9 protein-coding genes are annotated in these 11,599 nt (G+C 76.4%); 7 read left to right on the forward strand and 2 right to left on the reverse strand.

The window, feature by feature from the left end; translation table 11 throughout:
- Positions 1–40: 40 nt before the first annotated feature.
- On the forward strand, positions 41–247 hold the full coding sequence (locus ACFFHU_RS16140) for a hypothetical protein (RefSeq protein WP_377339645.1): 207 nt from the start codon (positions 41–43) through the stop codon (positions 245–247).
- A 61-nt stretch (positions 248–308) separates the two neighbouring features.
- Positions 309–1,934 (forward strand): ATP-dependent DNA ligase, encoded by a 1,626-nt coding sequence (locus tag ACFFHU_RS16145; protein WP_377339647.1) that lies wholly within the window; start codon positions 309–311, stop codon positions 1,932–1,934.
- A gap of 150 nt (positions 1,935–2,084) precedes the next feature.
- Here ACFFHU_RS16145 and ACFFHU_RS16150 read toward each other — a convergent pair whose 3' ends face one another.
- A complete protein-coding gene (locus ACFFHU_RS16150) occupies positions 2,085–2,894 on the reverse strand; it encodes an SURF1 family cytochrome oxidase biogenesis protein (protein WP_377339650.1) in 810 nt (269 codons plus the stop codon).
- Positions 2,895–3,087: 193 nt separating this feature from the next.
- Here ACFFHU_RS16150 and ACFFHU_RS16155 point away from each other — a divergent pair, with 193 nt between their 5' ends.
- Complete coding sequence (locus ACFFHU_RS16155; RefSeq protein ID WP_377339652.1) at positions 3,088–4,827, forward strand: cobyrinic acid a,c-diamide synthase CobB; 1,740 nt, start codon at positions 3,088–3,090, stop codon at positions 4,825–4,827.
- Between the two features lie 159 nt (positions 4,828–4,986).
- A complete protein-coding gene (locus tag ACFFHU_RS16160; protein WP_377339655.1) occupies positions 4,987–5,553 on the forward strand; it encodes a GNAT family N-acetyltransferase in 567 nt (188 codons plus the stop codon).
- A gap of 127 nt (positions 5,554–5,680) precedes the next feature.
- Here ACFFHU_RS16160 and ACFFHU_RS16165 read toward each other — a convergent pair whose 3' ends face one another.
- Positions 5,681–7,843 (reverse strand): transglycosylase domain-containing protein, encoded by a 2,163-nt coding sequence (locus ACFFHU_RS16165; RefSeq protein WP_377339657.1) that lies wholly within the window; start codon positions 7,841–7,843, stop codon positions 5,681–5,683.
- 123 nt (positions 7,844–7,966) lie between these two features.
- Here ACFFHU_RS16165 and cobC point away from each other — a divergent pair, with 123 nt between their 5' ends.
- The 3 genes from cobC to cobA are packed head-to-tail and all read left to right on the forward strand — an operon-like array spanning position 7,967 to position 11,543.
- Positions 7,967–9,070 carry an Rv2231c family histidinol phosphate aminotransferase CobC gene (gene cobC / locus ACFFHU_RS16170; protein ID WP_377339659.1) on the forward strand — a complete coding sequence of 368 codons (1,104 nt, stop codon included), beginning with the start codon at positions 7,967–7,969 and terminating at the stop codon, positions 9,068–9,070.
- Positions 9,067–10,278 carry a nicotinate-nucleotide--dimethylbenzimidazole phosphoribosyltransferase gene (locus ACFFHU_RS16175; RefSeq protein WP_377339662.1) on the forward strand — a complete coding sequence of 404 codons (1,212 nt, stop codon included), beginning with the start codon at positions 9,067–9,069 and terminating at the stop codon, positions 10,276–10,278. Before cobC ends, ACFFHU_RS16175 begins: the two co-directional genes overlap by 4 nt.
- The gene (gene cobA, locus ACFFHU_RS16180) at positions 10,275–11,543 is read left to right on the forward strand and encodes a uroporphyrinogen-III C-methyltransferase (RefSeq protein WP_377339664.1); all 1,269 of its coding nucleotides are present in this window, start codon (positions 10,275–10,277) and stop codon (positions 11,541–11,543) included. The genes ACFFHU_RS16175 and cobA overlap by 4 nt, the downstream gene beginning before the upstream one ends.
- Positions 11,544–11,599: the final 56 nt, after the last annotated feature.

Consider the following 11,599-nt stretch of genomic DNA (forward strand, 5'->3'; position numbering starts at 1 on the left):
ACCCCCATATTGAGCGGCACGATACGGTAAGCTTTCGAACATGAGTACGAAAGAAGCCATTGCGCGGCTGGACGCCGCCGTCAGTGCGCTGGGGGACGTGGACGTCTCCGGGTGGTCCGACGACACGCTGAAGGACCAGCTTTCCGAGCTCTCCACCGCGCTCGTGGCGCTCGACACCGTGCTGTCCCGGGTGGCTGACGGGATCCGCGCCCGCGGCCTGCGGGTGGAGGAGCCCGTCGCCGCCTGAGTTCGCCGCTCGGCCGTGCGGTCGGGCGGAAACCGTCGGGGGTGGCTGCCAGGATGGGGACGTGCGGTTCCTCGACCTGGCGGCCACGTCCGCCGCCGTGACTGCGACCTCCGGGCGGAAGGCCAAGGTCGATCTGCTGGCCGCCGCCCTGCGCGGCCTTGGGATCGACGAGATCAGCATCGGCGCCGCCTACCTGTCCGGCGAGCTGCGGCAGCGACAGACCGGGGTGGGCTACGCCGGCCTGCGCGATCTGCCGCCGCCGGCGCCCGAGCCGACGCTGGACCTGGTCGAGGTGGACGCCGCGATCGAGGAGCTGGCCGAGGTGGCCGGCGCGGGCTCGCAGGCCCGGCGCCGGGCGTTGCTGGCCGCGCTGTTCGCCCGGGCCACCGCCGACGAGCAGCGGATGCTGGTGGGCCTGTTCAGCGGCGAGCTGCGGCAGGGCGCGCAGGCCGGGTTGCTGGCCGACGCGGTGGCCCGGGCGGCGGAGGTCCCGCTGCCGCTGGTCCGGCGGGCCCTGTTGATGGCGGGCGACCTGCGTGCCGTGGCGGTCGCCGCGCTCACCGGCGGCGCCGTGGCGCTCGGCGAGTTCACGCTGCGGGTGGGCCGGCCGCTCGCGCCGATGCTTGCGCAGAGCGCCGGGTCCGTGGACGAGGCGCTGGCGGCCACCGGCAGCCCCGCCGTGGTGGACGTGAAGCTCGACGGCATCCGCATCCAGGTGCACCGCTCGGGTGGCGACATCGCGGTGTTCACCCGCAGCCTGGACGACATCACCGTGCGGGTGCCGGAGGTGGTGGCGGCCGTGCGGGCGCTGCCGGCCCGGGAGCTGGTCCTGGACGGCGAGGCCATCGCGCTGGACGCCGCCGGCCGGCCCCGGCCGTTCCAGGAGACCGCGAGCCGGGCCGCCACCCGGGGAGCCCGCCGGCAGGCTGCGGGCGCGGCGCGGGCCGCGGTGGTCGCCAGCGCCGGGACCGCGGGCACAGCCCCGACCGGAGACGGCGTCGCCGCTCCGGACCCGGTCGGTGCGACCCGGCTCACCCCGTACTTCTTCGACCTGCTGCACCTCGACGGCGCGGACCTGCTGGACGCGCCCGGCCGGGAGCGCTGGTCGGCGCTGGCCGCGACCGTCGGGCCGGCCCTGGTGGTGGGGCGGGTCGAGGTGGACACCGCCGAGGAGGCGGCCACCGCCTTCGCGGCGGCGGTCGACGCCGGCCAGGAGGGCGTGGTGGTGAAGGCGCCGGAGGCGCCGTACGACGCCGGGCGGCGCGGCGCCGCCTGGGTCAAGGTCAAACCCCGGCACACGCTCGACCTGGTGGTGCTGGCCGTCGAGTGGGGCAGCGGCCGGCGCCGGGGCTGGCTGTCCAACCTCCATCTGGGCGCCCGCGATCCGGAGACCGGCGGCTTCGTCATGCTCGGCAAGACGTTCAAGGGGCTCACCGACGAGCTGCTGCGCTGGCAGACCGAGCGGTTCCTGGAGCTGGCCGTCGAGCGGGGCGAGTGGGTGGTGCGGGTACGCCCGGAGCAGGTGGTCGAGATCGCCTTCGACGGGGTGCAGACCAGCAGCCGCTATCCGGGCGGGGTGGCCCTGCGCTTCGCCCGGGTGGTCCGCTACCGCGCGGACAAGTCGGCCGCCGAGGCCGACACGATCGACGCGGTCCGGGCGATCCACGCCGGCCGTCCATCGCAGTGACCCCGGACCCGCGGCGACGCGCGCGACCGTGCCGGTGCCGGGCTCCTGGCGGGCGGCCGTGCCGGTGCGGGCCGCCGGCGGTCAGGAGCCCGGCGTACCGCGCTGGCGGCGCCGCCGTCGGACCGACACCGCGGGCTGGTGCGGTCGCGGTCAGGAGCCGGTGGCGGCCGGCACCCGGTCGGCGTCCCGCTCGGCGCCGGTGTCGGGGCCACCCCGCGCCTCCCGGCGGGCCGCCCAGCCGTAGCCGAACAGCGCCATCCCGGCGAACAGCCACCACTGCACCACGTAGCCGGCGTTCTGCCAGTCGTTCTGATGCTCCACCGGCACGGCCGCGAAGGCCGGGTCGGCCGGCGGGGTCTGCTGGTCCAGCAGCAGGTAGCCGCCGCGCACCGGGTACGGCAGCTCGGCCGCGATCCGCGGCGCCGAGATGCGCCGGGTCTCCAGCCGGCCGTCCCGGGGCAGCACCGCGCCCGGCCCGCTCTCCGAACGCCGTACCCGGGCCACCACCGTGACGTCACCGGACGGGGTGACCGGCACCTGCGGAATCGCGGTGGCGCCGCCCGGCGCAGGCGGGATCCAGCCCCGGTCGACCAGCACCGCGCTGCCGTCGGCCAGCCGGAGCGGGGTGACCACCTCGAAGCCGACCTGGCTGTCCACGGTCCGGCTGCGGACCAGCACCAGCCGCGCCGCGTCGTACCGGCCGGTGGCCGTGACCCGGTCCCACTCGGTGCCGGCCGGCGGTTCCGCGCCCGCCGTGCCGGCGGTCCCGGCGGGGGCGGGCAGCACCCGGTCCAGCGGCGCCGGGGCCGTCCGGCCGGCCGCGTCGATCCGGGCGTTGACCTCGGCGCGCTGGTGGTAACGGTGCAGCTGCCAGTTGCCCAGCAGGACCATCACCACCGCGGCGGCGATGGTGAGGGCGAGAAACCCCAGCCAGCGCGGCGTCAACAGGAAGCGGTACACGCTCCGAGGCTACTCGGCCGGCCGGTGCCGTCCGCCGCCGAGCCGGCGAGCGCCCGCCGCCCAGCCGGCGAGCGGGCGTGCGTTCTGTCCCAGCTGCCCGGTATCGTCACGCCGGACGTCCGACCGCCGGGGGCCGGGCTCGTCCGGGTTGTGCCCGATAATCCCGGCCGCACGTCTCAACGAGGAGTGGACGATGACCGCCGTGCCCCGCCTGGTTGTGAGCGCACCGTCGTCCGGGCACGGCAAGACGGCGATCACCGTCGGGCTGCTCGCCGCCTGGGCGGCCCGCGGGTTGGACGCCGCCGGCTTCAAGATCGGGCCGGACCGCACGGACGCCGCGTACCTCGGGCTGGCCGCCGGGCGTCCGGGGCGCACGCTGGACGCCCGCCTGATCGGCCCGCAGCGGGTCGCCCCGCTCTTCGCGTTTGGCGCGGCCAGCGCCGGCATCGCCGTGGTGGAGGGCACGATGGGGCTGTACGACAGCCTCTCCGGCCGCCCCGACGCGGATTCCACGGCGGCGGTGGCCACCGCGCTGCGCGCCCCGGTCGTGCTGGTCGTCGACGTGGCGGCCATGGGTCAGTCGGTGGCCGCGCTGGTGCACGGCTTCCGGGCCTACGACGAGCTGCTCTGGCTGGGCGGAGTGATCCTCAACCGGGTGGCCTCGGACCGGCACGAGGAGCTGCTGCGGGAGGCCCTCGACGATCTCGGCGTGCCGGTCTTCGGCGCGTTGCGCCGGCACGACCTGCCATCCGTGCTGCCGTCCCGGCAGCACGGGGTGGTGCCGGTGCTGCGCGGCAGCGCCGAGGCCGCCCAGGGGGTCCGGCGGCTGGGCGAGGCGGTGGCCGCCACCGTCGATCTCGACGGCATGCTCCGGCTGGCGTCCTCGGCGCCCCGGCTGTCGGTGGACCCGTGGTCGGTCGCCGACGCGGCCGCCGGGCCGACGGTGGACCAGGTGACGCTCGGGCCCCGGCAGCGACCCGTGGTGGCGGTGGCGGGCGGCAGCGCCGGCTCCTACTCGCACCCGGAGACCGCCGAGCTGCTGGCCGCCGCCGGCGCCGACGTGGTCACCGTCGACCCGCTGCGCGACGAGGGCCTGCCGGCCGGGACGAGCGCGCTGGTGATCGGCGGCGGCCTGCCCGAGACGTACGCGCCGGAGCTGTCGGCGAACCGGCGGCTGTGCATCGCCGTGGCCGAGCTGGCCCGCACCGGCCATCCGGTCGTCGCCGAGGGCACCGGGCTGCTGTGGCTGCTCCGCCAGTTCGACGGGCAGCCGATGTGCGGCGTGCTGGACGCCGAGGGCGGCAGCATGGACTCGATCGTGGTCGGCTACCGGGACGCCACCGCCCGGTCCGCCAGCGTCGTGGCCGGCGTCGACGACCGCGTGGTGGGCTACAAGCAGCATCGCGGCGTCGTGCATCCGCGCTCCGGGGAGGCGGCCGCCTGGCGCTGGGCCGGCACCGACGAGGGGTTCGTCTGGCGCGGCGTGCACGCCTCGCAGCTCACCCTGCACTGGGCCGGTGTGCCCGGGCTCGCCGGCCGGTTGGTCACCGCGGCCGCCCCGGCCCAGCCGGCCGGCCCGGCTCCGCGGACCGGCCGGCCGGCGGTGGTGCCCCGGGCGGTGGTCGACCCGCCCGCCGCCACGACGCCCGGCGTGCCGGCGCAGACCGATCCGATGTCCCCGGCCGGCCCGGGCGCCGGGTTCCCGGCCGCGCCGGAGGCCGGCGGCGGCTTCCCGGGCTACGGAGCCGCGGTGGCGCCGGCCGGCGAGACGGTGGCGCCGGCCGGCGAGGTGGCCGTGACGCCGGCCGGTCTGGGCCCCGACCCGGCGCAGTCCAGCCGGATGGGAGTCGATCCCGTTTCTCCGGCCGTGACCCTGCCCTCGCCCGGCGGCGGGTCGGCCGCCACGCCCGCGGACGACGAGCGCCCGGCGTGAGCGGGCCGCGGCGGGCCTGCGGAGTCGGCGAGCCGCGGCGGCCGTCCAGCCTGAGCGGGCCGCGGCGGCCGTGCGGCGTTGGTGGGCCGCGGCGGCCGTCCAGCGGGAGCGGGCCGCGGCGGCCGGCCGGTGGGGCGGCGACGTGAGCGGGGATCGGGCGTGAGCGGCGAGGTGGCGGTGCGCCGGTTCCCGAGGCTCACCGTCTCCACACCGCGCGCCCACGTCCGCCCGCTGACCGCCGCGGACGCCGGGGCGGTGCACGAGGTCTTCGCCGACAAGCAGACGCTGCGCTGGCTGCCGTTGCCGCAGCGGGGGACCGTGGACGCCGTCCGCTGGTGCACCGAGCAGGCTCAGGAGCGGCGGGACAGCGGCAGCGGCGACCACTACGGGGTGGTGCGGCGCGAGGACGACCTGTTGGTCGGGTGCCTGTGGACCAAGCGGACCGACTGGGCCTGCCGGGTCACCGAGGTGTCGTACGCGATGGCGCCGGAGGCGCGGGGCTTCGGCCTGGCCGCCGAGGCGGTGGACGCGCTGGCCATCGCGCTCCTGCTGGAGCACGGCTTCCACCGGGTGGAGGTGCGGGTGGCCCCCGGCAACATCGCCTCGCGGCGGGTGATGGAGAAGGCCGGGTTCAGCTACGAGGGCCTGCTGCGCAACGCCGGGTACGTGCAGGGCGGCCGGTCCGACCTGGAGGTCTGGTCGTTCGTGCCCGCCGACCTGCGCTGAGGTCGGGCCCGCCGGGCCGAGGCGAGCTGCCGGGCCGACGGCCGGGCCGAGGCGTGCCGCCGGGCCGAGGCGAGGCGAGCTGCCGGGCCGAGCCGCCGCGCCGGGGCCAGCCGCCGCCGCGCCGGGGTCAGCTGCTGCCCACGATGGCGTCAGATGGCGCCGAGAACTGCCGGACCGGCTGGTTCTTCAGCGCGTTCTTCAGCGTGTTGGCCACGGTGTCGACCGGCTTGTTCGACTGGCCGTCGCCGACCGCGTTGTTCGGATTGTCCGGGTCGGAGATGAAGCTCGCGGCCGCCAGCTCCGGGGTGAAGCCGACGAACCAGGCCGACCGGGTGCTGTCGGTCGTACCGGTCTTGCCGGCGACCGGCCTACCGACCGTGCCGTGGACGCTGTCCGCGGTCGACCAGCCCCCGCAGCTGCCGCGGGCCGGCCGGTCGCCGGTGGGGCAGCGGGCCGCGTCCGTGGCGGCCCGCGCCACGTCGGGACTGAACGCCTGGTGGCAGCGCCCCTTGGCGACCGGGATGATGTTGCCGTCCGCGGCCCGGTAGGTGGTCGGGGTCCCGTCCGGGTTGCTCACCGACATCACCGGCAGCGGCTCGCAGTACCGGCCGTCGGCCGCCACGGCCGCGTACGCGCCGGCCATCTCCAGCGGGTTGACGTCGGAGACGCCGAGCGTGAACGCGCCCCATTCCTTGCGCTTCTGCGGCGCGGCCTGCCGCTGGTCGACGTCGGTACGCCAGGTGAGCCCGAGCTCCTCGGCCATCGCCACCGCCTTGTCGGCCCCGACCTTCTGCTCCAGCCAGACGAAGTAGGTGTTCACCGACTTCCCGAAGCCGGACCACATGGTCTGCAGGCCGGTCATCGCGCCGCTGGCATTGGACGGGCACCACAGGCCGCCGCAGTCCGCGCCGCCGCCACCCGGATAGATGCTGACGATCCGGTTCGGCGCGTTGTACTCGGTGTTGAGCGGCATCCCGGCCTTGAGCGCGGCCAGCATGGTGAACATCTTGAACGTCGATCCGGCCTGGTAGCCCGGCAGGTCGCCGCCGCCGAGCAGCGGCACCACCGTGTTCGGATAGTTGCCCGGCACCTTGCCCTGCAGCGCGCTGTTGGAGTTGGGTCCGTTCTGGCTCTGGTCCAGCGAGTAGATCCGGTTGACCGCCATGGCCTTGACCCGGCCGGTTCCGGGCTCGACCACCACGATTCCGTGCGCGAACGGGCTGTCGGTGGATTCCCGGGACGACACCTGTTCCTCGGCGATCTTCTGCACCCGCGGGTCGATGCTGGTGACGATGTTGTAGCCGCCGCGTCGCAGCTTGTCCAGGCGCTCGGAGTAGTTGTCGCCGAACGCCGGCTGCTTGCTCCACCAGGCCTTGAGGTAGTCGCAGAAGAAGCCCCAGCTGTTGTACTGCTTGTCGATCGAGACGCAGTCGTTCGGCGGCGTGGTGAGGCGCAGCGTGATCGGCTGGCTCTTGAATCCCGCGGCGTTCTGCGGGGAGAGGTAGCCCATCACCCGCATCCGCTCGAGCACGTAGTTGCGGCGGTCGGTGGCCTCCCGCTGGTCCGAGCTGGCCGGGTCGTACTCGGTGGGCGCCTTGACCAGGCCGGCCAGCGTGGCCGCCTCCAGCGGGGTGAGGTCGGCGGGCTTCTTTGAGAAGAAGATCTCCGCGGCGGCGTAGATGCCGTACGCCCGGTGGCCGAAGTACGCGGAGTTGAGGTAGCGCTCGAGGATCTCGGACTTGGTCATCTCCTTCTCGACGTTGACGGCCATCTCCATCTCGCGGACCTTGCGCACGCTGGTCTGCTGGGTGGCCTCCAGCGCCTCCTTGGGGCTCTGCGCGCCGTCCCGCATCGCCATCCGGACGAACTGCATGGTCAGCGTCGAGGCGCCCTGGGAGACCCCGCCGGCCTGCTGGTTGACCACGAAGGCCCGGAGCACGCCCTTGGCGTCCACGCCGTGGTGCTGGTAGAAGCGCGAGTCCTCGGCCGCCACGATGGCTTGCTGCATGTACGGCGAGATCTGGGTGATCGGGACGTACTTGCGGTGTTCCTCATAGAACATCGTGAGCAGCGTCCGGCCGTCCGCGGCGTAAACGTAGGTGGTCTGCGCCGGATGGACCTGGCGCAGGTCCTGGGGATGGTCGCCCACGGCGGCCGAGAACGCCTTGGCACCGAGGCCGCCGGTGCCGACGACGGGGAAGGCCACGGCGGCCAGGGCCACGCCGGCGATGAGGCCGGCGCGGACCATCGTGGCGGAGCGGGACGAGGAGGCGGCGGAGGACTGCGACATCACACCCTGACGCTAGGTCGGGCCGGGGCAGAGTATGAGAATTATTCACAAACATGGTGACGGGGCAGACCGCCGCGGGACCCGCCGCGTCGCGACCGGGGCGTACCCGGCAGGATCGCGCTCATGCCCGATCCGGACCTCGGCCACCACGGCGACGCCGAGGCCACCCCCGGCCTGGTGGATCTGGCCGTCAATGTCCGGCGGGCGCCGCCGCCGGACTGGCTCGCCGGGCCGATCGCCGCGGCGCTACGCGACCTGGCGCGCTATCCCGACCCCGGCCCGGCCCGGGCGGCGGTGGCGGCCCGGCACGGCCGGCCACCGGCGGAGGTGCTGCTCACGGCCGGCGCGGCCGAGGCGTTCGTGCTGCTCGCCCGGGCGCTGGGCGAGGTGCGGCGGCCGGTCGTGGTGCATCCGCAGTTCACCGAACCGGAGGCCGCGCTGCGGGCCGCCGGGCACGACGTGCGCCGGGTGCTGCTGCCGGCCCGGACCGGCTTCCGGCTCGACCCGGCCCTGGTCCCGGCCGACGCCGACCTGGTGGTGCTGGGCAATCCGACCAATCCCACCTCTGTATTGCACCCGGCGGCCACGGTGGCGGCGCTGGCCCGACCCGGCCGGGTGCTGGTGGTGGACGAGGCGTTCGCGGACAGCACCACGGCGCCCGGCGGGGGCGGCGAACCGGAATCGCTGGCGGGCCGGGCCGACCTGCCCGGCCTCGTGGTGATCCGCAGCCTCACCAAGACCTGGGGGCTGGCCGGTCTGCGCGTCGGCTACCTGCTGGCCGCGGCCGACCTGGTGGATCGGCTCGGCGCCGCGCAGCCGCTCTGGGCGGTCTCCACGCCGGCGCTGGCCGCCGCCCGCGCCTGCGCGAGCGCGCGCGCCGTAGCGGCCGAGCGGGGGATCGCCGCCGGGCTCGCGGCCGACCGCCGCCACCTGGTGGCCCGGTTGTCCGGCCTGCCCGGCGTACGCGTCGAGGGCGCCCCCGCCAGCGCCTTCGTGCTCGTCCACCTGCGAGGCGCCGATCGGGTGCGGCTGGCCCTGCGCGCCCGCGGTTGGGCGGTGCGGCGCGGCGACACGTTTCCGGGGCTGGGCGCGGACTGGTTCCGGGTCGCCGTGCGGGACACTGCCACCACCGACGCGTTCACCGCCGCGCTGGCCGAGATCCTGGCGGAGCCGATGCCACGCCGCGGGCCAGGTGTCCCGCGGCGCGAGGGAGGGGACCACCCGTGACGCTGACCGAGACCCTGGCCGCGATCGGCCCCGCGGACGAGGAGGCCATGGCCCAGGCCCGCGCGCTGCACGGCCGGCTCACCAAGCCGGCCGGCTCGCTCGGAGCCCTGGAGGAGTTGTCGGTACGCCTCGCCGGCCTGGCCGGCGCCTGCCCGCCCCCGCTGGCCGCCCCGGCCGCGGTCGCGGTCTTCGCCGGCGACCACGGGGTGCACGCCCAGGGGGTCACCCCGTGGCCGCAGGAGGTGACCGCCCAGATGGTGACGAACTTCCTCGCCGGCGGCGCGGTGGTCAACGCGCTCGCCCGGCAGGCAGGGGCGACCGTCCGGGTGGTGGACGTGGGAGTGGCCACGCCGATCGCCGTCCCCGATGCCGCCAACCCCGACGCCGCCGACCTCGACTCCGACTCCGGCCCGGCCGGACCCACCGCAGCCGGTCCGACCAGCGCGGCCGGTCCGACGAGCGCGGCCGGTCCGACCGGCGCGGCCGGCCCGACCGGCGCGGCCGGCCCGGTGGCCCCGGGCGGCGCGGCGCTGGTGTCGGCGGCCGTCCGGGCCGGCACCCGGGACCTGAGCACCGGTCCGGCGCTGACCCCGGACGAGGTGCTGGCCGCGGTGCGGGTCGGGGTGGGCACCGCCGAGGACCTGATCGACGCCGGGGCGGCCGTCCTGCTCACCGGGGACATGGGCATCGCCAACACCACGGCCGCAGCCGCGCTGGTGGCGGCCTTCACCGGGGCAGGCGCGGCCGAGGTGACCGGGCGCGGCACCGGGGTGGACGACCCCACGTACCGGCGGAAGGTGGCGGTGGTGCGGGCCGCGCTGGACCGGCACCGGCCCGACCCCGGCGATCCGCTCGGGGTGCTGGCCGCGTTCGGCGGGCTGGAGCACGCGGCGCTGGCCGGCTTCATCCTGGCCGCCGCGGCCCGCCGGACGCCGGTGATCCTGGACGGGGTGAGCACGGTGGCGGCCGCGCTGGTCGCCGTGGCCCTGGCGCCGGACGCCCGGGCCGCCCTGGTGGCCGGCCACCGGTCGGTCGAGCCGGGCGCGGCCGCCGGGCTGCGGCACCTCGGGCTGGACCCGCTGATCGACCTCGGGATGCGGCTCGGCGAGGGCTCGGGGGCGCTGCTCGCGCTCCCGGTGCTGGCCGCGGCCGTCCGGGTGCTGCACGAGGTGGCCACCTTCGACTCGGCCGGGGTGTCCGAGAAGTGAAGCCCGACGGCGAGCAGGTGTACCCGCTGGCGCTCCGGCTGGGCGGCCGCCGGGTGCTGGTGGTCGGCGGCGGCGCGGTGGCCACCCGCCGGGTGCCGGCGCTGCTCGCCGCGGGCGCACTGGTCGACGTCGTGGCGCCGGAGCTGACCCCGGCGTTGCGCGCCCACGCGACGGCGGGGCGGCTGCGCTGGATCGCCCGGCGGTTCGTCCCGGCGGACGTGGACGGCGCGTGGCTGGTGCAGGCGGCGGTCGACGACCCGCTGGCCGCCGCCGAGGTGAGCGCGGCCGCGGCCGAGCGCCGGGTCTTCTGCGTCCGGGCCGACGACCGGACCGCGGCCACCGCGTGGACCCCGGCGGTGACCCGGCAGGGGCCGGTGACGGTGGCCGTGCTGGGCGGCAACCCCCGGCGCGCCGTGGCCGTCCGCGACGCCATCGCCGCCCTGCTGGAAAGGAAGGGCCCCCTGTTATCGGATTCGGTAGAGGAAGGGCCCCCTGTTAACCCCCCGACCGGCCGGCGCGGCCGGGTCGCCCTGGTCGGCGCGGGTCCCGGCGATCCCGAGCTGATCACCGTGAAGGGGCGCCGGCTGCTCGCCGAGGCGGACGTGGTGGTGATCGACCGGCTGGCGCCCGGGCTGCTCCTCGACGAGGTGCGGCCGGACGCGGAGCTGGTGGACGCGTCGAAGATCCCGTACGGGCCGGCGCGCGCCCAGGACGAGATCAACCGGATCCTGGTGGACCGGGCCCGCGCTGGCGCCACCGTGGTCCGGCTCAAGGGCGGCGACCCGTACGTCTTCGGGCGCGGCGGCGAGGAGCTGCTGGCCTGCTCGGCGGCCGGGGTGCCGGTGACCGTGGTGCCCGGGGTGACCAGCGCGCTGGCCGGGCCGGCCGCCGCCGGCGTACCGGTCACGCACCGGGGCGTGGCGCACGAGTTCACCGTGGTGTCCGGGCACCTGGCCCCGGACGACCCGGCCTCGCTGGTGGACTGGCCGGCGCTGGGCCGGCTGCGCGGCACCCTGGTCATCCTCATGGGGCTTCGCCACCTGCCAGCCATCGCGGCCACCCTCCAGGCGCACGGCCGGCCCCCCGGGACACCGGCTGCGGTGGTCCAGGAGGCGACCACCGGTGGCCAGCGGGCGCTGCGGGCCACCCTCGGAACGGTGGCCGCCGACGCCCTCGCCGCCGGCGTACGTCCCCCCGCCGTGGTCGTCCTCGGCAACGTGGTCGAGGTCCTCACCCCCGCCGCCGACCCCTCCCGCTTAGCATGAAGTTGGGGGGCGGATTGGAGCCGAAACGCCCGCTAACTTCATGATCAGCGGGAGCG

Origin of the sequence: Plantactinospora siamensis, assembly GCF_042434095.1 — a bacterium.
In the GTDB taxonomy this organism is placed as follows: Bacteria; Actinomycetota; Actinomycetes; order Mycobacteriales; family Micromonosporaceae; genus KBS50.